Annotated in this window: 1 protein-coding gene; it reads right to left on the bottom strand. The window is 72.6% G+C overall.

Annotation, left to right across the window (positions count from 1 at the left end):
- Window positions 1-101: 101 nt before the first annotated feature.
- Window positions 102-25922, bottom strand: coding sequence for a non-ribosomal peptide synthase/polyketide synthase (locus tag ACWDOP_RS11665; protein ID WP_456345003.1), 25821 nt, complete (start codon window positions 25920-25922; stop codon window positions 102-104).

Below are 25922 nucleotides of genomic sequence, written 5' to 3'. Positions count from 1 at the left end.
TCGTCCGAGCCCGCGACGTGCGCGCCGGAGATGACGCGGCGGATTCGCTCGACGAAGGCGTTCTGGTCGAGCGAAAGCAGCTGTTTCCCAGCGGGTCCCGCTCACATTCGCGAATCACTTTCGCGCAGCAGCGTGTTCAGCACCGCGCCGATCGCACCGGCGCCCCGCGGATTCATCATCCCGGTGTGCCACTCGTCGATCGGTACCTGGCGCAGGTCACCGGTGATGAGCCCGTCCCAGGTGCCGGCGATCTGATCGCGGTAGGACTCGCGGGTGGCCACGAACAGCACGGCGTCCCCGTCGTAGCGCGGCGGCGTGTGCGCGACCGGGGTGGTGAAGCATTCGGTCACGCGCTGCACCTGCTCCGGCGTCAGGATGCCCTCGCCGCTGAGCCGCTCGGCGATGAGCGGCAGCACCTCGTGCGGATCGTCGATCTGCTTGTCGTCCGGCAGCGCGAGGAAATCGCGCCACCCGCGCAGGAATTCGGTCAATTCCCGCTGATCCCGCTCGCTATCGGGCACCGGCGGCTCCGGCAGATTCTCCGCCACGCCCGCGTCGACGAGGGCGAGCAGCCCCACCGTGTGCCCCGTGCCCCGCAGCCGGGTCGCCATGGCGTGCGCGATCTTCCCGCCCAGCGACCAGCCGAGCAGGTGCACGGTGGTGAGGCCGGGGAACTCCCGCAGGATCTCCTCGACGTAGCGCTCGGCGTACGCCTCCACCGATTCGAGCCTGGGCTCGTTCTCGACGATGTACGGATCCTGCAATCCGTAGATCGGCCGATCGGGGTCCAGATGGCTCGCGAGCGCGCCGTACACCCATGCCAGCCCGCCGCCGGGATGCACGCAGAACAGCGGGGTCTTGTCCCCGCCGGACCGCAGCGGGGTCAGCACGCCGAGCGAGACGCCCATCTCGGACTGCGGTGCGGCGAGATACCGCGCGAGCGACGCCGGAGTCGAGTCGGCGAACAGCAGTCGATAGGGCACGGCGGTGCCGGTGCGCGCCCGCAGCTGCGACGTCAGCCGCATGGCGACCACCGACGTCCCGCCCAGGGTGAAGAAGTCGTCGTCGACCCCGACCCGCTCGACCCCGAGCACCTCGGCGAACACCGCGACCACGATCTCCTCGAGCGGCGTCGACGGCGCACGATACGGCGTGACAACCCATTCCGGCGCGGGCAGCGCCCGCCGATCGACCTTGCCGTTGACCGTCAGCGGCAGCGCGTCGAGCACGGTGACCGTGTCGGGCACCATGAACGACGGCAGTCGCCGCGCCACCTCCCGGCGCAGCTCCGCCGGGTCGAGCGCGCACCCCGGCACGGCGGTGACGTAGGCGGCCAGGCGCACGCCGCCGTTCTCGCCGTCGCCCGGCGTGTGCACGGTGACCACCGACTGGTGCACGCCGTCCGCGTCCGCCAGCGCCGTTTCGATCTCCCCGAGCTCGAGTCGCTGCCCGCGAATCTTGACCTGGAAGTCCGCGCGCCCCACGAACATCAGCACCGGTTCGCCGCCCTCGGCGACCGCCCATCGCACCAGATCCCCGGTGCGGTACATGCGCTCACCCGGGGTCCCGAACGGCGCGGCCACGAACGATGTCGCGGTCCGGCCCGCCCGGCCGATGTAGCCCCGCCCCAGACTCGGGCCGGCCACGTACAGCTCGCCGATCGCACCCGGCGGCACCGGCCGCAGCGACGAATCCAGCACCGCCAGGCGAACATCGGGAATCGGACCGCCCAGTGACACGGGCACCCCGGGCTCGAGCAGCGTGCCCGCGACCCACATCGAGCACTCGCTCGGGCCGAACACGTTGAGCACCGTGCGCACACCGGCCGCGTCGGTCCCCACCCAGCGCCGCACCAGCTCCGGCGGGCACGCCTCGCCGCCGACGATGGTGTGCCGCAGGTCGTCGAGCCCGGCGGGGTCGACCGACATGGCCACGGCCGGTGACAGGAAGGCGTGCGTGATCCGCTCGGCCCGCAGCAGTTCCGCCAGCGGTTCCCCGGCGAACACGTCGTCCGGTGCGGGGATCAGGGCCGCGCCCGCCGGAATCGCCAGCAGCAGTTCGATGATCGCGGCGTCGAAGGTGCGTGCGGTGCCGGCCAGGACGCGCGAGTCCGGGTCCGGCAGGCAGCGCGACCGCTGGATGGCGGTGACGGCCGCCATGCCCGTGTGGGTTACGGCGACGCCCTTGGGTTTTCCGGTCGACCCGGAGGTGTAGATGATGTAGCCGGTGTTGTCCTCCCGGATCGCCCCGCCCCGGTCGCCGTCGCCGACGGTGGCGTCGCTGTACCCGGACAGCTCGAGCGGATCCAGATCGATCACGCGGACATCGGCACCCGCCCAGTCCGCCGGGTCCGCCCCGGTGACCCCGCGGGCCCGCGCCCGCTCGGCGGTACTGGTGAGCACCGTGGTCGCCGTGCAGTCGGCGAGAATGAACCGATTGCGCTCGGCCGGATGCGCGGGGTCCATCGAGACGAACGCCGCACCGGTCCTGGCCACGGCCCAGACCGCCCGCACCCACGCCGCCGATCGCGGAATGGCCACCGCGACAACGGACTCGGGGCCGACGCCGGCCTCGATCAGCAGGCGCGCGCACCGATTCGACCAGCTGTCGAGTTCCCGGTAGGTCCACTCGTCGCCGCGATCGGCCAGGGCGAGCCGGTCCGGATACTCGGCGACGGCGCGATCCATGGTGGCGGCCAGCGTGGTCCGCTCGGGACCCGGGCCGCCATCTCCCCACCGCGACAACAGTTCCCGCTCGGGTGCGTCGAGCACCTCGAGCGCGCGCAGGGGAATCGAGGAATCGGCGACCACCGCGTCGATCACCTCGCGCAGGCGCCGGGTCAGGGCGCCGATCGTCGACCGGTCGAACAGATCGAGCGCGTAGCTCACCCCGACCAGCAACCCGCCGTCGCCGTCGGGCGCGTCGGACACCGTGACGGTGAGGTCGAAGCGCTCGACCCCGCTCCCGAGATCGACGGGGGTGCAGGAGATCCCGGGCAGCAGATCGTCCGCCGGATCGAACTCGAGGTTCTGGAACGCCAGCATCACCTGGAACAGCGGGTGATGCGCCCGGCTGCGCGTGGGATCGACCGCCTCCACCACCCGCTCGAACGGGATGTCGGCGTGGGCGTACGCCGCCAGATCCACCCGGCGGCATTCGTCGAGCAGATCACCGAACGAGCCGGATTCGTCGATCCGGGTACGCAGGACCAGCGTGTTGACGAACATGCCGACGAGCCCGTCCAGCGCCGCGGCGCCCCGGCCCGCGATCGGCGTGCCCACCGCGATATCGCTGCCGCCCGAGACGCGGGCCAGCACGACCGCCAGCGCCGCGTGCATCACCATGAACACCGTCGCGTGGTGTGCGCGCGCGACCCGGTGCAGTCCGGCCGCGGTGCCGGCGTCGAGCGCGAACGACTCTGTGTCCCCGCGCAGGGAGGCCACCGCGGGCCGCGGGCGATCGGCGGGCAGCTCGATCCGGTCGGGCACACCCGCCAGCTGCTCGGTCCAGTACGCGACCTGATCCGCGGCCACGCTCTCGGGATCGGATTCGTCCCCGAGCACATCGCGTTGCCACAGTGTGTAATCCGCGTACTGCACCGGCAGCGGGGTGATCCATTCCGGTTCCCGCCCGGCCCGGCGCGCGGTGTACCCCAGCGCCAGGTCCTGGGCCAGCGGCGCCAGGGACCAGCCGTCCGCGGTGATGTGATGCATGACCAGCACCAGCACGTGTTCGCCGGAACCGCTGTCCAGCAGCGTGACTCGCAGCGGCGGCGCGGTGGTGAGATCGAATCCGCGCCGCACCAGCGGCAGCAGCTCGTGCTCGAGTTCGTTCGCCCGCACCCGGCGCAGCTCGACGGCGGGCGCCGCCTCGGCGATCGGCAGGATCCGCTGGTACGGGGTGCCGTCCCGGTCCGGGAACACCGTGCGCAGCGATTCGTGGCGCGCCACCACATCCCCGATCGCGGCGGTCAGCGCCGCGATGTCCAGCTCGCCGGTCAGGCGCAGCACGAGCGGGATGTTGTATGCCGCCGACTCCGGTTCGAGCCGGTTGATGAACCACATTCGCCACTGCGCGAACGACAGCGGCGGGAACGCGGGCCGTTCGCGCGCCTCCGGCGTCGCGCGTCGCGCGCCGGTCCCGGTCGAGCGCCCGGCGAGCAGCCTGCCCAGCTGGCCGGCGGTCGGCGCCTCGAACACATCGCGCACGCTCACCTCCGCGCCCGCCGCCGCGGCCACCCGGGCCGCGACCCGGGTGGCGGACAGCGAATTCCCGCCCAGGGCGAAGAAGTCGTCGTCCGCCCCGACCCGGTCGGTGCCGAGCACCTCGGCGAACGCCGCGACCACCAGGTCCTCGAACGGTGTCGCGGGCGCCCGGTAGGCGACCGTCACCCATTCGGGGTCGGGCAGGGCGCGGCGATCGAGTTTGCCGCTCGAGGTGAGCGGCAGTGCGTCGAGCACGACGACCACGCTCGGCACCATGAACGAGGGCAGACGCAGGGCGACGCCGTGCCGGACGGCCTCCGGGTCGGGCCGGCGCCCGGGTGCGGCGGTGACGTAGGCGGCCAATCGCACTGTCGCGCCGGACTCGTCGCCCGTGGTGTGCGGTACGACCACCGCGAGCCCCACCTCGGGCAGCTGCGCGAGCGCGGTCTCGATCTCGCCGAGTTCGAGGCGCTGGGCCCGGATCTTGATCTGCCGGTCGGCGCGACCGGCGAACACCAGCGTGTGGTCCGCGCCCGCGGACGCCCACCGCACGAGATCGCCCGTGCGGTACATCCGCGATCCGGGCGCCCCCTCGGGATCGGCGACGAAGGCGCCGGCCGTGAGGGCCGCCCGGCCGAGGTACCCGCGCGCCAGCCCGGGTCCGGCCAGGTACAGCTCACCGATCACGCCGGCGGACACCGGGCGCAGCCACGCGTCCAGCACCGTGAGCCGGATGCCCGCAATCGGACCGCCGAGCGAGACCGCCTCGCCCGCACGCAGTTCCGCGACGGTCGCCCAGATCGTGGTCTCGCTCGGCCCGTACAGGTTGAACAGCCTGCGGACACCGGCGGCGTCGGTACCGGACCACTGGCGCACCAGTGTCCGCGGGCACGCTTCACCGGCCACCATCAGCACGCGCAGTCGGTCCGCCCGCGCGGCGTCGAGAGTGGCCGCCACCGCGGGTGTCAGGCAGGCGTGGGTGACCCCTTCGGCGTCGATCAGCCGCGTCAGCTCCGCACCGGCGAAAACGTCCGCGGGAGAGACGATCAACGCCGCGCCCGCCGAGACCGCGGCGAGCACCTCGAACACGGCCGCGTCGAACGTGCGCGCCGCGACGGCCAGCATCCGGGAGTCCGCGTCGAGCTCGAAGCGGCGGCACTGTTCGGTGGTCACGGCGGTGAGCCCGGCGTGAGTGACCGTGACGCCCTTGGGCGTTCCGGTCGTGCCCGAGGTGTACACCAGGTACGCGGTGTCCTCCGGCCGGACGGCGCCGCGCCGATCGATATCGGTCAGCGGTGCGTCGTCGTACCCGAGGAGATCGGCTCGCTCGGGATCGAGGAACGAGATGCCGTCCTCGGTCCACTCGTCCGTCGCGGATTCGCCCGCGCCGGTGCGGGTTCCGGCATCGGCGAGCACGACCGTCGCGCCGACGTCGGTGAGCACGAACCGGTTTCGTTCCCGCGGCTGCGCCGGATCGACCGAGACGAACGCGGCCCCGGTCTTGGCCACCGCCCAGACCGCCCGCACCCAGGCCGCCGAGCGCGGCAGCGCGATCGCCACGACCTGCCCGGGTCCCGCGCCTCGCTCGAGGAGCAGGCGGGCGCACCGGTTCGAGCCGGAATCGAGTTCCCCGTAGGTCGTGCGCTGCCCGGCGTCGGTGATCGCGAGCCGGTCGGGGAACCGGGCGGCGACCCCGGACAGCAGCTCGCCGAGGGTGATCGGGTCGGGCGCGGGGCCGCCATCGCCCCACTGCCGCACCGTGTTCCGCTCGTCCGCATCGAGGGTCGCGAGTTCGCGCAGGGCGGTCGCGGGCGCCGTGGCCACCGCGAGAAGGATGCGCTGCAGCGCGTGCGCCATCGCCGCCACCGTCGGCGGATCGAACAGGTCGGTGGCGTAACCGATGGTGACCGGGATATCGCCCCGCGCGTCCGGGATGTCGGCGACGGTGATGGACAGATCGAATCGTTCGACGGTCACCCCGGGGCTCACCGGCGTCACCGTCAGCCCGGGCAGCTGTGCCGAACCCGGATCCAGATCCAGGTTCTGGAAGGCCAGCATCACCTGGAACAGCGGATGGTGCGCCTGGGTCCGGGGCAGGTCGATGGAGTCCACCACCCGTTCGAACGGAATGTCGGCGTGCGCGAAGGCCTCGAGATCGACCTCGCGCACCCGGTCCAGCAGCTCGCCGAACGACCCGGCCTCGTCGACGGGTGTGCGCAGCACCAGCGTATTGACGAACATGCCGATCAGATCGTCCAGCGCGGCCGCGCCCCGGCCCGCGATCGGTGTGCCGATCGCGATGTCCGTGCTACCGGACAGTCGCGACAGCAGCAGCGCCACCGCCGCGTGCACGACCATGAACACCGTCGACCCGTGCGCGTCGGCCACGATGCCCAGCCGCGTGAACAGCGCACCGTCCAGCGCGAACGCGTGCGCGGCGCCGGCGTGCGAGGCGACCATGGGCCGCGGCCGATCGGCGGGGAGCTCGAGGCGTTCGGGCAATCCCGCCAACCGCGTTGTCCAGTAGGCGAGTTGGTCCGCCGCGCGCGAGCTCGGATCCTCGGGATCGCCGAGGGTCGCCCGTTGCCACAGCGTGTAGTCGGCGTACTGGACCGGCAGCGGCGTCCAGCGCGGGGGTTCGCCCGCCCGCCGCGCGGTGTAGGCGACGGACAGGTCCCGGGCCAGCGGCGCGATCGACCAGCCGTCGGCGGCGATGTGGTGGATGACCAGCACCAGCGTGTGTTCGCCGGAACCGTTGTCCAGCAGTGTGATCCGCACCGGCAGCTCGGCGGGCAGCTCGAAGCCGGGCCGGATCGCCGCGGCGACGGCGGCCGCGACGCCGTCCGGTGCCACGGTCAGTTCCGTGATGTCCGGGACGGCCTGCTCGGCGGGCAGCACCCGCTGGTACGGCGTGCCGTCCGCGTCCGGGAACAGCGTGCGCAGACTCTCGTGCCTGGCCAGCACGTCGCCGAGCGCGGCGAACAGCGCCCCGGTGTCCAGCTCGCCGGTCAACCGCAGCACGAGCGGAATCGTGTACGACGCCGCGGCGCCGTGGAAGCGGTTGATGAACCACATGCGCAGCTGGGCGAAGGACAGCGGCACCCGCTCGGGCCGTTCCCCGGCGACGAGCGCGGGTCCGGTCACAGTTCCCGATGTCGCGTCCAGCACGCGTGCCAGCCGCGCGGGGGTGGGCGATTCGAACACGTCGCGCACGCCGATCCGGGCGTCGGTGATCGCTGCCAGGCGCGCGGTCACCCGCATCGCCGAGAGCGAATGCCCGCCGAGGGTGAAGAAGTCGTCGTCCGCGCCGACCCGGTCGACGCCGAGCACCTCGGCGAAGGCCCGGGCCACCGTGACCTCGGCCGGGGTCGAGGGTTCGCGGTAGGCGCGTCCGCTCTCGTCCGGTTCGGGCAGGGCGGCGCGGTCGACCTTGCCGCTCACCGTGAGCGGCAGCTCGCTCAGGACCGAGCACAGATCGGGAACCATGTGCGCGGGCAGGCGATGCCGGGCCGCGGCGAGAACCCGTTCCGGGTCGAGATCGTCGCCGACGAGATAGCCGATGAGCCGTCCGGACCGGGCGTGCTGCACCACGATCGCGCGGTGCACGCCCTCCTGCTCGCCCAGCACCGCCTCGATCTCGCCGAGCTCCACGCGCTGACCGCGGACCTTGACCTGGAAGTCGTTGCGGCCCGCGAACTCCAGGGTTCCGCTCGTGTTCCAGTAGGCCAGGTCGCCGGTGCGATACAGGCGGGAACCGGTGCGGCCGAACGGATTCGCCACGAACGCCGCCGCGGTCTGCCCCGGCCGGTTCGAGTATCCGCGCGCCTGCTGGATGCCGCCCAGGTACAGCTCGCCCCTGACCCCGACCGGGACCGGGCGCAGCAGCGCGTCCAGGACCACCGCCTCGATACCGCGGATCGGCCCGCCGAGGGTCACCGGTGCGTCCGGCGCCATCGGTTCGCTGAGCAGGGTCACGATGACCGTCTCGGTCGGTCCGTAGGCCATGTACAGATTCCGGTCCGGCGCCCAGGCCGTCACCAGTTCCGCGGGCACCCGCTCGCCGCCGGTGACCAGCACCCGCAGCGTGTCCAGTCCCGCCGGCGACATGGTCGCCAGCACGCTGGTGGTGACGAAGGCGTGCGTGACACCCTGGTTCCGAATGATGTCGGTGAGCGGCGGCCCGCCGAACACGTCCTGCGGGGACACCACCAGCGCGGCCCCGTTCGGGTGCGCCATGAGCAGTTCCATCATGACCGCGTCGAACCCGGTGGCCGAGACGGCCAGTACCCGGGCCCGCGCGTCGAGCGCGTAGCGCTCGCGCTGTTCGGCGGTGAAGTTCGCCAGCCCGCCGTGGTCGACCACCACACCCTTCGGGGTGCCGGTGGAGCCGGAGGTGTAGACGACGTAGGCGGCGTTCGTGGTCCGCAGCGGGCGGGTTCGCACGCCGTCGTCGACCGGATCGGCGGCGTACGCGGCCAGGCGGTCCGGCAGTTCCGGATCGTCGAGCATCAGCCGGTCGACGTCGCCGGGCACGGTGGCCACCGTGTCGGCCACCGACAGTGTCAGGCGCACACCGGAATCGGCCATCATGCCGGTCACGCGCTCGAGGGGATGGCGCGGATCGATCGGCACGAACGCCGCACCGGTCTTGGTCACCGCCCAGAGCGCGGCGATGAACTCCGCGCTGCGCGGCAGCGCCAGCGCGACCGCGTCACCCGGTCCGATACCGCGCTCGATCAGCAAGCGCGCCAGGCGGTTCGAATGCTCGTCCAGTTCCCCGAAGCTCACGGTCAGCGGGCCGGCGATGACCGCGGGCGCCCCCGGGTCGAGGCGCGCGCCGGCCGCGAGCAGGTCCGCCAGCGGCAGCGGGGGCTGTTCGGGGAGACCGCGCACCGGCGCGAGCCGGTCGCGTTCGACGGGGGACAGCAGGTCGATGGACTCGGCCGTGGCCGGGGCCTCGGCGGTCAGCGCGCGCAGCGCCAGCACCAGCCGGTCGGCTGCGGCCTGCACCCACTCGCCGTCGAAAACCCCGGGCCGGTACTGCACTTGCGCCCGGAACGGCTGTCCCTTGACCACGACCAGCGCCAGCGGATAGTGCGCGGCGTCGTTCGACCGCAGCTCCTCGACGCGCATGTCGTCGATCGCGGCGGCCTGGGCCGCGAGCGCGGCCTCGTCCACCGGGTAGGACTCGAACACCAGCACCGTGTCGAACAGGGCCGAAACGTTCAGTGCGGCCTGGATATCGGAGAGCCCGATGTGGTGGTGCCCCAGCAGGGCCGACTGTTCGGCCTGGATCCGGCCCAGCAGCTCGGCCACGGGCTCGCCCGGCCGCGGCCGGACCCGCACCGGAATGGTGTTGATGAACAGGCCGACCGCGGCTTCGATGCCGGGCAGCTCGGCGGGGCGCCCCGACACCGTCGCTCCGAACACGACGTCCTCGCGCCCGGTCAGATACCCGACGACCAGGGCCCAGGCCACCTGGAACACGGTGTTCACCGTGACCCCGGCCGCCACCGCCGCGGCGATGATCCGGTCTGACAGTTCGCGGTCGAGATCCACCGCGGCCGAACCCATGCGCTCGGCCGGTCCGCCTGCCTCGATGTGCGGCGCCAGCAGGGTCGATTCGGCGCCGGTGAGCGCGTCCCGCCAGACCCCGACCGAGTGGGCGAGATCCTGGCGGTCCAGCCAGTCGAGGTAGGACCGGTAGATGTCCGCCGACTCGGCCGCGCTGCCCGGTGTCGCGTACTCCGCGAGCAGGTCGCGCAGCAGCGTGGGCATGGACCAGCCGTCGAAGAGCACGTGGTGGTAGGACAGCAGCAGCGTGTACCGGTCGTCGGCCTCTCGGACCAGGGTGAACCGCATCAGCGGCGCGACCTCGGTGTCGAAGGGCTCGTTCCGGTCCCGCTCCATCACTTCCGCGAGCGCGGAAGCGGATTCGGCGCGCAGGTCGATCTCACGCCACGGCAGCCGCACGTCGTCGGCGACGATCTGCACGCCCTCGCCCGCGGCGGTGGCGGTGAACGCCACCCGCAGATTCGGGTAGCGCTCGAGCAGCGCACCGCCCGCGCGGCGCAGGCGGTCGGCGTCCACCCGCCCGGACAGGACGATCGCGAGCTGCACCGCGTACACGTCGACCGTCGCCGCGGCCAGGCGGGCGTGGAACAGCAGCCCGGACTGCAGGGGTGAGAGCGGCCAGACCTCGGCCAGCGCCGGGTAGCGAGTCTCCCAGGTCGTGATGTCGTCCTGGGTCGCGCGTACGAGCGGGAAGTCGCTGGGGGTGTGGCCGCCGGCGTCCGGCTGCCGCAATCGCGCGACGACCGCGTCCAGCGCCTGCACCCACAGCCGGGCCAGGTCGTCGACCTCGGCCTCGTCGAGCAGCTCGCCGAGGTAGCCGAAGGTGGCCGAGAGGCGGCCGTCGGTGACGGCCGCGGTGACGTCGACCGTGGCCGTGGCCAGCACGTGCAGATCTCGATCGGCGATCGGCGCGCCGAGTTCGTCGGTGACGGTGAAATCGGATGCACCGGCGGCGGATCCGCGCGCGGACAGCTGGCCGAGGTAGTTGAAGGCGATCTGCGCGGGTGGCGCGGCGGGCAGCGCGGGCGCGGTCTCGGGGTTCAGATAGCGCAGCAGCCCGTAGCCGATGCCGTGGTCCGGAATCGAGCGCAGGTGCTCCTTGGCGTTCTTGACCACCGTCTCGATCGCCGGTCCGCCGGCGTAGGCGTCCGCGATATCGATGCCCGCCAGGGGGATTCGAACCGGGTACATGGTGGTGAACCAGCCCGCCGTCGCGGTGAGGTCGGCCCCGGGCAGGGCCTGTTCCTCGCGGCCGTGCCCCTCGAGCCGGAGCAGGGTCGAGGACTCGTGCACCCCGCGCGCGGCCCGCCACCGCTGGACCGCCACGGCGAGCGCGGCGACCAGCGCGTCCTGCACCTCGCCGTGGAAGGCCGCGGGCACCCGGGTCAGCAGGGCCTCGGTGGTCTCCGGCGACACCCGCACCCGCCGTACGCGAATCGTGTTCGCGACGTCGCGGGCCGGATCGATCACGCGCGAGCCGAGCGCCGGGTCCGGGCCGTCGGTGATGCCCTGCCACAGCGGCAGTTCCGCGACCCGCCGCGGCGACAGCGCCTCCTCGGCCAGACCGTGGGCCCAGCGCCGCATGGACGTGCCGACCGGCGGCAGGGTCGTGTCGCGGCCGGAGCTGTGCCGCTGCCATGCCGTCGCCAGGTCGGGCAGCAGGATCCGCCACGACACGCCGTCCACCACCAGGTGGTGTGCGACGAGGATCAGTTGGCCGCCGTGTTCGGTGCCGGCCGGGTGGAACCAGAGCACCTGCAGGACAACGCCGGTGGCGGGATCGAGCCGGTCCAGCGCGGCGTCGACCTCGGCCGCGACGAGCCGATTCCGCTCGGGCGCGGCGATATCGGGGTCCAGTGCGATCGGGCGCACCAGCGCGCCGGCGTCGACCGCGGTGGCGGCCCGGGCCTCGAGCCGCCACTCGTTCCCGTCGTGCCACAGGCGGGCGCGCAGCATGTCGTGCCGGTCGACGACCGCCCGCAGGATCGCGGTCAGCGCGTCTCGATCCAGCTCGGCCGGGGCGGTCAGCACCAGGGTCTGGTTCAACCGGTCGTACCCGCCCTGGTCGGCCATCCACCGGACGATCGGCGTCAGTGGCATCTCGCCGACGCCGCCGCCGGGCAGCTCGTCGAGAACCGGTGCGGGCTCGACCGATTCGGCCACCCGCGCCAGCGCGGCCACCGTGCGCGCCTCGAACACCTGGCGCGGGGTGAACACCACACCGCGATCCTTCGCGCGGGCGACCAGCTGGATGGAGACGATGCTGTCACCGCCGAGCGCGAAGAAGTCGTCGTCGGCGCCCACCCGGTCCAGACCCAGGACCTGGGCGAAGGCCGCGGCCACCTGTTCCTCGGCGGGGGTGGCCGGCGCGCGGTACACCGTGGTCGTCCACACCGGTTCCGGAAGCGCCCGCAGATCCACCTTTCCGGTTGCGGTCAGCGGGAATTCGTCCAGGACGGTGACGGTGTCGGGAACCATGTACGAGGGCAGTCGCAGGGCCGCGGCCTGCCGGATGGCGTCCGGGTCGGCCTCGTGCCCGGGGGCGGGGGTGAGATACGCGGCCAGTCGCACGGTGTCGCCCTGGGTGACCTGGGTGACGACCGCGCGCAGCACCTCGTCGAGTTCGGTGAGTACGGCGCCGATCTCACCGAGTTCGAGGCGCTGGCCGCGGATCTTGATCTGGGTGTCGGCGCGGCCGACCACGACCAGGACGCCGTCCCGGTCTCCCGTGGGCTGCCAGCGCACCAGATCGCCGGTGCGGTACATGCGGGACCCGGCGGGCCCGGCCGGATCGGCGACGAAGGCCGCCGCGGTCGTTCCGGGCCGGTTCAGGTAGCCGCGGGCCACGCCCGGGCCGGACACGTACAGCTCGCCGACCACACCCGGCGGCACCTCGTTGAGCCAGGGGTCCAGCACCGCCGAGCGGATGCCGGGGATCGGCGTTCCGACCGAGATCGGTACGTCCGGAACGGTTTCCGTGCCGGTCACCCAGATCGTGACCTCGCTGGGCCCGTACAGGTTGTGCATCGTGCGGTCGCCCGCGGCGTCGTCGCGGGACCACTGCCGTACCAGTTCGGGCGGGCACGCCTCACCGGCGACCACGAGCATCCGCAGACTGTCGAGCTCGTCCGCGTCGAGCGTGGCGGCCACGGCCGGGGTCATACAGGCGTGCGTCACCCGCTCGGCGCGGATGAGTTCGCTCAACGGCGGCCCGGCGACGACATCGGCCGGCGCCACGACCAGCGTCGCGCCGGCGTGCACGGCGAGCAGCAGTTCGAAGACCGCCGCGTCGAACGTGCGGGCGGCAACGGCGAGAACGCGTGCGTCCGAGTCGATGTCGAGGTCGCGGTGCTGCCCCGAGGTGATCGCGGTGAGCCCGGCGTGGGTGAGGATCACGCCCTTGGGCGTGCCGGTCGATCCCGAGGTGTAGACGACGTACGCGGTGTTGCCCGGGCGTATCGGGCCGAGCCGGTCCGTGCCCGTGATCGGGGCGGCGTCCCAGGCCGACGGGTCGAAGGCGCCCAGGTCGATCACCGTCGCCCCGGACCCGCTCAGGTCCGGCGACGCCCCGGCGACGAGCACGATCACCGGTCCGCTGTCGGCGAGGATGCCGCGATTGCGCTCGGCCGGCTGGGCGGGATCCAGGGACACGAACGCGGCCCCGGTCTTGGCCACCGCCCAGACCGCCCGCACCCAGTCCGCGGACCGGGGCACGGCGATGGCCACCGTGGTCTCCGGTCCGGCGCCCAGGGCGATGAGCGCCCGCGCGCATCGATTCGACCACTCGTCGAGTTCGAGGTAGGTCCGGGTGCTCCCGTCCGCCACGACCGCGGGCCGTGACCCGAATTCTTTTGCGGCAGAGGCAAATATCGCGTCGAGCGTGCGCGGCTCCGGACCGGCGCCGCCCTCGTTCCACCGCCGCAGCGCGGTGCGCTCGTCGCCGATGTGCAGGTCCAGCACTCGCAGGTCGATCCCCGGATCGGCCACGACCGCGCGCAGGGTGTGCAGCAGGCGATCGCCGAAGGCGGCGACGGTCGCCTGATCGAACAGGTCGAGGGCGTAGCCGATGGTGACGGGCACCTCGCCGCCGGCGTGCGGGCCGTTGAGATCGGCCACGGTGATGGTGAGATCGAAACGCTCGACCCCGATGTCGAGGCTGCGCAGGGGTTCGACCTCGAGCCCCGGCAGTCGCGCCAGGGTGGGATCCAGATCCAGGTTCTGGAAGGCGAGCAGCACCTGGAACAGCGGATGGTGGGCTTGACTGCGCGGCGGGTCCAGGGCCTCGACGACGCGCTCGAAGGGGATGTCGGCGTGCGCGAACGCAGCCAGATCCGTTGTGCGGCAGCGATCGAGCAGGTCGGTGAACGGCCCGGCGCCCTCGACCCGGGTGCGCAGTACGAGCGTGTTGACGAACATGCCGATCACGCCGTCCAGCGCCGCCGCGCCGCGACCGGCGATCGGCGTGCCCACCGCGATGTCGGAGCTGCCCGACAGGCGCGAGAGGACCACGGCCAGGGCCGCGTGCACGACCATGAAGGTGGTCACCCGGTGTGCGCGCGCCACCGCGCCTAGCCCGGCCACCGTCGCGGCGTCCAGGACAAGGGTGTGCGTGCCGCCGCGCTGAGAGGCCACCACGGGGCGCGGGTGGTCGGCGGGCAGTTCCAGGCGTTCGGGCAGCCCGTCCAGATGCGTTGTCCAGTAGGAGAGTTGGCGTGCGGCCGCGCTCTCGGGATCGGATTCGGTGCCGAGCACCTCGCGCTGCCACAGCGTGTAGTCGGCGTACTGCACCGGCAGCGGCGCCCACTCCGGCGCGCCGCCGGCGTGCCGGGCGGTGTACGCCTGCGACAGATCGCGTACCAGCGGCGCGATGGACCAGCCGTCCGCGACGATGTGGTGCAGCACCGCGACCAGCAGGTGATCATCGGATGCGGTGCGCAGCAGGAGCATTCGCCACGGTGGCCGCGCGGCCACGTCGAAGCCCTGCCGCACGATGTCGGTGACCCGTGCGGTGACGTCGGCGGGGTCGACGATCTCGACGGCGACGCCCGGGACCTCGCCGTCGGGCAGCACCCGCTGGCAGGCGATCCCGTGGTCGTCGGGGAATATCGTGCGCAGGCTCTCGTGCCGACCGGCCAGGTCGCCGATGGCGGCGGACATCGCCGCCACGTCCAGGTGGCCGCGCAACCGCAGCACCATGGCGATGTTGTAGGCGGCGGATTCGGGTTCGAACCGGTTGATGAACCACATCCGGGACTGCGCGAGGGACAGCGGAATTCGATCCGGCCGCGCGCGGGCGGCCAGTGCCACGCCGGGCTGTTCGGCCGAGCGCTCCGCCAGGATCGCGGCCAGCCGGGCGGGGGTGGGGCCGTCGAAGACGTCGCGCACCTCGATCGTGACGCCGATGGCCGTGGCGACCCGCGACGCCACCCGGGTCGCGGACAGCGAGTGCCCGCCGAGGGCGAAGAAGTCGTCGTCGGCCCCGACCCGGGCGACGCCGAGGATCTCGGCGAACACCGAGGCCACCACCTCTTCCAGCGGGGTGGCGGGCGCGCGGTAGGCCGCGGCGAGCAGTTGCGGCTCGGGCAGGGCGCGCCGGTCCACTTTGCCGCTGGGCAGCAGCGGCAGCTCGTCGAGTACGACGATGGCGGTGGGAATCATGAACTCCGGCAGTCGATGTGCGGCGAATTCGCGCACCTCGGCGACCAGATCGCCGATGCCGGGGTCGTTCGCGTACGCACTCGGCGCCGCCAGCGGTCCGGTGCCGAGATAGAGATCGTCGAACACGATGTCCGCGCCGGTGTCACGGGTCAGGACCGCGTCCATCAGACCGGGCGTCGGCGACCAGGTGACCGCGACGAGGCAGCCCGATTCCGCACCGAGCGCGCGAATCTCGTGCGGCAGCACGGCCGCCGGATGCGAGCCGTCCAGCTCGGACACCGGGGTCGCCTCGTCCGCGCCGTCGACGGCCCGGGTCATCGTGACGTCGAGCATCGTTCCGGCCTGGGGGATTCCGGTGACGCGCAGGCCCTCGGGCCGCTCGGCGAGCAGGTGCGCGCGCAGCGCGTCCAGGTCGCCGAAGTCACTCCAGGCGCGCCGGGGCAGGTCGGCGAGCGATCGCACGTTCGCGGGGGCCTTGCGCAGCACGATGTCGTACCGGTAGCGCGTGAGCTCGTTGTCGACGGGCGCGTACTTGAGTTCGATGTCGACGGCGGCGATGTCGGAGATCCGTTCCCGTACCGCGAGGAAGAACTCCGGGGCCAGGAGCAGTTCCTGCTCGGCCAGCAGTGCGCGCCGGGCCCGCTCGCGCACGGCGGCCACGGTGTCGCCGTCGCCGCCCCCGGCCAGTTGGGTGCCCGTGGCGAATTCCCGCAGCAGCGACAGGTTTCGGATGTCACCGAGGAACAGCGCGCCCCCGGGCGCCAGCAGGGCCATGACCTTGCCGATCACGTCGACCAGGTAGGCGGCGTTCGGGAAGTACTGCGCCACCGAGTTGATGACCACCACGTCGAATCGGCCCGGGGGCAGATCCGAGACGTCATCGGCGGCCTGCACGCGCAGCGACACCCGCTCGGCCCAGTCCACGCCCGACTCGCCCAGGCGCGAGCGGAGATTGGCGATGGTGGCGGCCGAGAAGTCGGTGCACCAGTACTCGGCGCAGTGCTCGGCCAGGCGCGACATGAGCAGGCCCGATCCGACGCCGATCTCGAGCACGTGTTCGGGCCGCAGCGCGAGCACCCGGTCCACGACCGCGTCCCGCCATTCCCGCATCTGCGGGACCGGAATGGGCGCGCCGGTGTAGCTGCTGTTCCAGCCGCCGAAATCGGCGTCCAGGGCCAGCGGCTCGGCGAACTCGCGGCCGTTGCCGAGGTAGCTCTCCCTACCCGCGTACAGGTTGTCGTAGACCTGGCGCCAATGATCGACCAGATCGGCCGCGCGGTCATCGTCGTCGCCGACGGTCGTGTCGTGATCGCGCACGATGTAGGCGACCAATTGCTTGTCGAGCACGGCGTTCTCGTCACCGGAGGCGAGTGCGCGCGCCACCACCACCGCGCGCGACACCGCCGGGTGTGCGACCAGCGCCGCTTCGACCTCGCCGGGTTCGATGCGGTACCCGCGCACCTTGACCTGGTCGTCGGCGCGGCCCGCGAACTCCAGGACCCCGTCGCGGGTCCACCGCACCACGTCCCCGGTGCGGTACATGCGCTCGGCGTCCCCGAACGGGCACGCCACGAACCGCTGTGCGGTGAGCCCGAGCCGGCCCGCGTAGCCGCGCGCCAATTGGGCTCCGGTGACATACAGTTCGCCGGCAACGCCCGTCGGCACCGGACGCAGCCGCGCGTCCAGGATGTACGCGCGCACGTTCGGCACGGGTGCGCCGATCGGCACCCGCGCGTCCTCGGCCCACGGGTCGGCGGCGAGGATGCGGTGGGTCGACACGCAGACCGTGTTCTCGGTCGGGCCGTAGGCGTTGGCGATGTCGACGCCCGGCCAGCGATCCCGGAAGCGGCTCACCGCGGCCGCGCTCAGCGCGTCGCCGCCGGTGACCACCTGGCGTACCGACGCGGCGTCGAGTTCGGGCTCGGCCGTGGCGAACAACTCGAACAGCGCGGTCGCCATGAAGAGCGTGGTGACGCGATGGCGGGCCACGGCGCCCAGCAGCACGGTGAGATCGAGCCGGCCGGGGGGAGCGACCACGAGCGTCGATCCCGCGAGCAGCGCGGGCCACAGTTCGTACGCGGAGGCGTCGAACGCCATCGAGGAATGCAGCATGACCCGCTCGCCGGGTCCGCCCGGCCAGCCGTGCACCGCCATGTTGAGCACGCCGCGGTGGTCGACCACAACGCCTTTGGGGCGTCCGGTCGAGCCGGAGGTGTAGATGACGTACGCGGCGTCGGACGGGGACAGCGCGGGCAGCGGGACGCCGGGCGCGCCGGTGTCGAGTTCGACGGTGTCCAGGCACAGCGGAACCCGGTCGCCCAGGGGCAGGCCGCCCGCGGTGGCCGAGGTGGTCACCACGAGCGCGGGCTGCGCGTCGTTCAGAATGAATTCGATACGGCTGCCGGGGTATTCGGTGTCGATCGGCAGGTACGCGGCCCCGGCCCGCACCACCGCCAGCACCGTGGTCACCAGATCGGCCGAGCGCGGCAGCGCGACCGCCACCACCGCACCCCGCCCGACTCCGCGCACGGTGAGCACCCGCGCGAGCGCGTCCACGCGCGCGCCCAGGTCGCGATAGGTGAGTTCGCCGTCCGCGTCCGCGACGGCGATCGTGTCCGGCGCCTGTGCCACCCGTTCGGCGAACAGGTGGGCCGCCGACGGCGCCTGCGGCACCGCCGCGGCCGTGTCGTTCCAGGTCCGCAGCAGCCGGTCGCTCTCCTCGGGCGCGAGCAGATCCATCCGGGACAGGGACAGTCCGGGGTCCGCGGTGACGGCCGCGAGCAGGCGCACGAACCGATCGGCGAGATCGGTCACGGTGGCGAGATCGAAAAGGTCGGTGGCGTATTCGATCCGGCCCGAGAGCATCGGCGCGGCCGCGCCGTCGGCGGGATCCGCGCGCTCGACCACGTCGACGTGCAGATCGAATTTCGCGGTGCCGGTGAGCGCCGGGACGATCTCGGCGGCCAGATCCGGCAGGCGCAGATCCGGCAGCAGGTTGTTCTGCAGCGCGAACGAGACCTGGAACAGCGAGTGGTAGGCCGGCGATCGGGTCGGCTGCAGCAGTTCGACCAGGCGCTCGAACGGCGCGTCCTGATTCTCGTAGGCGGTCAGGGCTTTTCGCCGGACCTGATCGAGCACCTGCTCGAAACGCGGGTCGCCGGACAGGTCGACGCGCAGCACCCAGGTGTTGACGAAGAAGCCGATCAGATCGTGGGTGGCCTCCTGGGTCCGGCCCGCGACCGGGCCGCCGATGCTGACGTCGTCGCCGGCGCCGAGCTGGGACAGCAGCACCGCGAGCGTCGACTGCAGCAGCATCGACACCGTCACCTGGCGCTCGTGTGCCAGGGCGTAGAGCCGCTCGCACAGCTCCGGCTCGAAGCCGAACTCGATGACGTCGCCGCGATTGCTGGCCACCGCGGGCCGCGGGCGGTCCACCGGCAGCGTGATCGGCTGCGGCGCGTCGGCCAATTCGGTTTCCCAGTAGCGGAATTGGGTCGCCAGCACGCTGTCCGGATCCGATTCCAGGCCCAGGGTCTCGCGCTGCCACAGCGCGAAGTCCGCGTACTGCACCGGCAGTGGCGTCCAGTCCGGCTCCCGATCCTGGCGGCGCGCGGTGTAGGCGGCGGTGAGATCGCGCACGAACGGCGCGATCGACCAGCCGTCTGCGGCGATGTGGTGCAGCACCAGGACCAGGGTGTGATCGTCGGCGCCGTTGCGCAGCAGGGTCACTCGCAGCGGCGTCGCCGTCGAGACGTCGAAGCCCCGGCGCACGAGGTCCAGGATGGTCCGCTCGCGCTCACCGGGATCGACCGTGGCGGTCTCGATCGCGGGCACGGCCTCCTCGACCGGCAGGATCTGCTGGTACGGCACCCCGTCCTCGTGCGGGAACACCGTGCGCAGGCTCTCGTGCCGGGCGACCACGTCGGTCAGCGCGGCGGCCAGCGCGTCCTGATCCAGCGGGCCGCGCAGGCGCAGCACCATCGGAATGTTGTAGGCCGGTGAGTCCGGCTCGAATCGGTTGATGAACCACAGCCGGGACTGGGCGAACGACAGCGGCGTGCGCTCGGGCCGCGCGCGGACCGTCAGGCCCGGCCGGGCCGGCTGCGCCGTGGCCGTGCGGTCGGTGAGCGCCTGCGCGAGTCGCGCGGACGTGGGCGCCTCGAAGACCTCGCGCACGCCCACCTCGACGCCCAGCACCGCGGTCAGCCGGGACGCCACCCGCATCGCCGAGAGCGAATGCCCGCCGAGGGCGAAGAAGTCGTCGTCGACCCCGACCCGGTCCAGGCCGAGCACCTCCGCGAAGACGGTGACCACGGTCGTCTCGGCCGGGGTGAGGTCCGCGCGGGATTCGGTGACCGCGGCGCTCGGCGCGGGCAGTGCGCGCCGGTCCACCTTGCCGTTGGGGGTCAGCGGCAGCGCGGGGAGCACGACCAGGGCGGAGGGCACCATGTACTCGGGCAGCCGCTCCGCGGCGAAGCGCCGGATCCCGGCGGCGTGCCCGGCGTCGTCCGGTTCGGATCCGTTCGTGTCGAGCACGAGGTATCCGACCAGCCGCTTGTCGGTCGCGACACCCGAATCCGCACTCGCGGAACCGAGTTCGCGGGCGATGACCACCGCCTGCGCGACCAGCGGGTGCGCGGCGAGCACGGTTTCGACCTCGCCCGGTTCGATCCGGTAGCCGCGCACCTTGACCTGTTCGTCGGCGCGCGTGACGAATTCCAGTATCCCGGTGCGGGTCCAGCGCACCACGTCACCCGTGCGGTACATGCGCTCGCCGGCGCCGAACGGGCAGGCCGGGAACCGTTCCGCGGTCAGGCCCGGCCGGTTCCGGTAGCCGCGCGCCAGCTGGACACCGGCCACGTACAACTCACCCGCGACGCCCGCGGGTACCGGGCGCAACCGCGAATCCAGCACGTACACACGCATATTGCCGATGGCGGCGCCGATCGGCACGCTGCCGTGCTGCAGCGCGCGCGGTGCGCCGGGGATCTCGTAGGCGGTCACGCACACCGTGTTCTCGGTGGGACCGTAGGCGTTGATCACCGCGATGCCCGGCCACCGGTCCCGGAAGCGGGCGACCGCCGCGGGCCGCAGCGCGTCACCGGCGGTGACCACCCGCCGCACCGAGTCCAGCGCCAGTTCCGGACCGGCGCTCGCCACCACCTCGAACAGCGGGGTCGTGACGTACAGCGCCGTCACCCCGTGCCGGGCCACGGTCCGGCCCAGTTCCGCGAGATCGGCGCGCCCGGGCGGCGCGACGGCGAGGGTCGAACCCGCCAGCAGGGCGGGCCAGAGCTCGTACGCGGAGGCGTCGAAGGCCATCGAGGAGTGCAGCAGACCGCGCTCGCCCGGTCCGCCCGGCCAGCCGTGGGCGGCCATGTTGACCACGCCGCGGTGTTCCACCACAACGCCTTTCGGGCGTCCGGTCGAGCCCGAGGTGTAGATGACGTACGCCGCGTCGGCGGGCGCGGGCGCGGGAAGTGCGGTGCCGGGGGCGGTATCGGTGAGATCCGCGGTGTCCAGGCACAGCACGGCCCGTCCGTTCATCGGCAGCCCCGCGGCGGTCTGCGCCGTGGTGAGCACGAGCGACGGATCGGCGTCGTCGAGAATGAATTCGATACGGCTGCTCGGGTATTCGGGGTCGATCGGCAGGTACGCGCCGCCGGCGAGCACGACCGCCAGCAGGGCGGTCACGAGCTCGGCCGAGCGCGGCAGTGCGACCGCGACCACCGCGTCGCGGCCCACGCCCCGCTCGCACAGCGCGCGGGCCAAAGCCTCGGCGTGCCCGGCGAGTTCGGCGTAGGTCAGTTCCCGGTCGCCGTCCCGCAGCGCGACGGCGTCCGGGCGCGCGGCCACCCGGTCACCGAACACCTCGGCGATCGTGAGCTGCGGTCCCTCGTGTGGCGCGTGCGCGTTCCACTCCAGCAGCAGCCGTTCGCGTTCGGCGTCGCCCAGCAGGCCGATATCGGTGATCCGCACGGCCGGTTCGGCGCTCACGGCCCCGAGCACCCGCAGGAATCGGTCGGCGATACCGGCCACCGTGTCGTGGTCGAACAGGTCGGTGGCGTATTCGATGCGACCGGCCAGCGTCGCGGGCGACTCCGCGGTGCCGAGGGTCTCGATCAGATCCAGGTGCAGGTCGTGTTTGGCGCTCGCGGTGGACACCGGCACGAATTCCGCCACCAGATCGGGCAATTCGAGCGCGGGCAGGCCGCCGCTCTGCAGTTCCAGCGAGACCTGGAACAGCGGGGCGTGCGCGGTGGATCGGATCGGGTTGAGGCGTTCCACCAGGCGCTCGAAGGGGGCGTCCTGATTCTCGTACGCGCTCAGCGCCTTACCGCGCACCTGGTCGAGCACCTGATCGAAACGCGGCTCGCCGGACAGATCCACGCGCAGCACCCACGTGTTGACGAAGAAGCCGACCACGTCCCGCAGGGCATCGTCGGTGCGCCCGGCCACCGGTCCGCCGATCGACACGTCGGGCCCGGCGCCCAGCCGCGACAGCAGCACCACCAGCGCGGCCTGCAGCACCATGGACGCGCTGACCCGGTGTTCTCGGGCGAGCCGGTACAGCGCCTCGCGCAGCGGCGCGTCGACGGTGAACTCCACGACGTCGCCACGATTGCTCAGCACCGGCGGGCGCGGGCGGTCGGCGGGCAGCGCGATCGGCTGCGGCGCGTCCGCCAATTCGGTTTCCCAGTACCGGCATTGCGCCACCAGGGCGCTGTCGGCGTCGGACTCGGTGCCCAGCAGGTCGCGCTGCCAGAGCGCGTAGTCCGGGTACTGCACCGGCAGCGGGCTCCAGCCCGGATCCCGGCCCGCGGACCGCGCCGCGTACGCGGTGGACAGGTCGCGCAGCAGCGGGGCCATCGACATACCGTCCGCGGCGATGTGATGCACCACCAGCACCAGGACGTGATCGAGCCGCCCGCAGCGCAGGATCGTGGCGCGTACAGGCAGTTCGGTCCGCAGGTCGAAGCCACGCCGGACCCGCTGGGCCACCGCCTCGTCGAGCCCCGCGGGGTCGACATCGGCCACGTCCACGATCACCGCGGCGTCCGTGCCGGAGACCACCTCCTGGTAGGGCACCCCGTCCGCTTCGGGGTACCGGGTCCGCAGCGCCTCGTGCCGTGCGATCACCGCGTCCAGCGCCGCGCGCAAGGTCTCGGTGTTCAGCGCCCCGGCCAGCCGGAAGACCAGCGGAATGTTGTAGGTCGGCGCCTCTGGCTCGAAGCGGTTACCGAACCACATGCGAAGTTGCGCGAACGACAACGGGATTCGCTCGGGTCGCGGTCCGGCGGCCAGCGCCGGGCGCCGCCGGTTCCGGCCGATCTCGCGGGCGGCCAGGACCCGGGCCACCCCGGCGACGGTGGGGGCGTCGAAGATGTCCCGGACGCCGACCGTGCGCCCGGTCACCTCGGCCAGGCGTCCCGCGACCCGGGTCGCGGAGATCGAATGTCCGCCGAGGGCGAAGAAGTCGTCGTCGGCGCCGACGCGGTCCACCCCGAGGGCCTCGGCGAACGCGGCGGCGATGATCTCCTCGAAGGGCGAGGCCGCCGCGCGATAGGCGGCGACCGGGCGCAGCGGCGCGGGCAGGGCGCGGCGGTCCACCTTGCCGGTCGGGGTCATCGGCATCTCGTCGAGGACGGTGATGGTCTCGGGAACCATGTACGAAGGCAGCCGCCGCGCCAGCGCCTGCCGGACGGCGGCGGTGTCGACGGTGTGGCCGGGTGTCGCGGTGATGTGGGCCGCGATCCAGATGCCCGCGTCCGCGCCGGCGGTGCCGACGACGGCCTGGCGGATCTCGTCGAGAGCGTTCAGCGCCGCTTCGATCTCACCGAGTTCGAGGCGCTGGCCGCGGATCTTGATCTGGGAGTCGGTGCGGCCGACGAAGATCAGCGTCGGGGCGCCGTCCGCGCGCGATTCCCAGCGCACGATGTCCCCGGTGCGGTACATCCGCGCGCCGGGGGGACCGTCGGGATCGGCCACGAACGCGGTGGCCGTCAGCACGGGCCGGCCGGGGTAGCCGCGCGCCACCCCGGGCCCGGAGACGTACAGTTCGCCCGCGACGCCCGCGGGTACGGGACGCAGCCACGCGTCCAGGACCGTGAGCCGCACACCGGGAATCGGGGCGCCCAGTGCGACGGCGTCGTCCGGGCGCAGCGCGGCGCCGGTGACCCAGATCGTCGCCTCGCTGGGCCCATACAGGTTGTACAGCTCGCGGACACCGGCGGTGTCGGTGCCGGACCACTGCCGCACCAGCGCGGGCGGGCACGCCTCGCCCGCGACCATGAGCACGCGCAGCTCGTCCAGGCGCGACGCGTCGAGGGTGGCGGCGACCGCCGGAGTCAAACACGCATGCGTCACACCGTGGGCATGCAGCAGCTCGGTCAGGGGCGGACCGGCGAAAACACCGGTGGGAGCGACGATCAGGGCCGCGCCCGCCGACACGGCCGCCAGCAGTTCGAAGACCGCCGCGTCGAAGGTGCGGGCCGCGACGGCCAGCATCCGGGCATCGGCGTCGACCCCGTAGTGCCGGGCCAGGGTGTCCGACACTCCCGACAGGCCGGCGTGGGTGACCGCGACCCCCTTCGGGGTGCCCGTCGAGCCGGAGGTGTACACCAGGTACGCGGTGGAGTCGAGCCGGACGACACCGGCCCGATCCGCGTCGGTGACGGCCTCCGGGCGGTGGTCGCCGGGGAGGTCGTCGAGGTCGAGCGCGCGCACCCCGTGCCCGTCCGGGGCGGCGGCGACCATGCCGTCGAACAGCACGATCGCGGCCCCGCAGTCGTCGATCACGAACCGATTCCGCTCCGCGGGCTGGGCGGGGTCCACGCTCACGAACGCCGCGCCCGTCTTGGCGACCGCCCACACCGCGCGCACCCAGGCGGCCGAGCGGGGGATCGCCACGGCCACCGTGGTTTCCGGACCGGCGCCGCACTCGATCAGGGCCCGGGCGCACCGGTTCGACCACTCGTCGAGTTCGCCGTAGGTCCAGGTGTGTCCGCCGTCGCGGACCGCGATCCGGTCGGCGTGGGTCGTGGCGGTCCGGGACAGCAGCTCGGGCAACGTGATTCGCTCCGGACCGGCCTCCCCGGTGCCGGCGGCGCGCAGCGCGCGGCGCTCCTCGGGTTCGAGCAGTTCCACCGAGCGCACCCGGGTGCCGGGGTCGGCGCGGACGCAGGCCAGGAAGCTGTCGAAGAAGTGCGTGAACCGCTCGTGATGGGCCGCGAGCTGTTCGGGGGTGTACGCGCTGGGATTGGCGAAGAAGTCGACGCGGGTGCTCTCCCCGCCGACCGCGGGGTAGACGTTCACCGACAGGTCGGGCACCAATCCCGGTGTGAGAACGCGCAACCGGCCGACGATGTCGGCGAGCGTGATCCTGGTGTCCAGGATCATCAGGTCGACCATGGGTCCCGCGGCCTGCGGAAGATGGCGCGCGGCAACCGATCCCGAGTCCGCGAGCATGTCCTCGTGCCGATACCGCTGCCCGCGCAGGACTTCCATCAGGGTGGCCTGGGTCCGGTCGAGCAGTTCGCCCACCGACAGGTCCGGGGTGAGCCGGATGCGGAACGGGACGATGTTGGCGGTCATGCCGCCCGAGCGGCTCATCGCGGCGGTGACGCGCGCGGACACCGGCAGGCTCAGCACCACGTCGTCGGTGCCAGTCATACGCGCCAGGTACACCCCGAAGGCGGCGAGCAGGAAGACCGCGGGTCCGGTCGAGCGGTCCGCGACGGCGGTGCGCAGCGCGGTGTCGGTGCTGTCGGACAGCACGGCGCTGACGGTGAGCGGATGCGCTTCGGCGAGCGCGACCCGATCGGTGAGGGTGACCGGTTCGGGCAGGTCCGCCACGTACTTCGACCAGAACAGCCGATCGTCGTCGAAGCGCTGCGAGGACCGGTACTGCTCGTCCGCGGCGACGATCTCGGCCAGTGACCGGATCGCCGGGCGGGCGGGCTCGTCGCCCGCCGGCGCGGTGGTGTACAGCTGGGCGCTGCGGGTGAGGATGTTCAGCGCGGCGACGCCGTCCATGACGATGTGGTGGGCGCGCAGGTACCAGTACCAGCGGTGTTCACCGACGCGCAGCACCGCCCCGCGCACCACCGGGCCGTGCGGCAGGTCGATGGGTGTGCGGAAGTCCGCGTTCATCCAATCCTGGGCGGCCGCAACGGGATCTGCCGCCGAGGTGAAGTCCAGTTGCAGGACCGCGCCGTTGGCGGTGTCGTCCACCACCTGGCACGGCACGCCGTCCACCTCGACGACGCGTACGCGGCTGACCTCGAACTCGTCCAGGGACCGCCCGAACGACGCGATCAGCAGCGCCGTGTCCAGGTCACCGTCGAGTTCGAGGTACAGCGCGTTCGATACCGGTGTCTCGCCGGCCAGCTGCTGCAGTAACCGAATCGCACGCTGCGCCGCGGTGAGCGGGTAGGTCGATGCGTGGCCCTCGAGGGCTTGCAGGGGTGATCGATGGTCGCGCAT

It is taken from the genome of Nocardia sp. NPDC003693, from assembly GCF_053981095.1.
The sequence above is the reverse complement of the archived record's forward strand: the minus strand, read 5'-3'. Positions and strand labels throughout refer to the sequence as shown.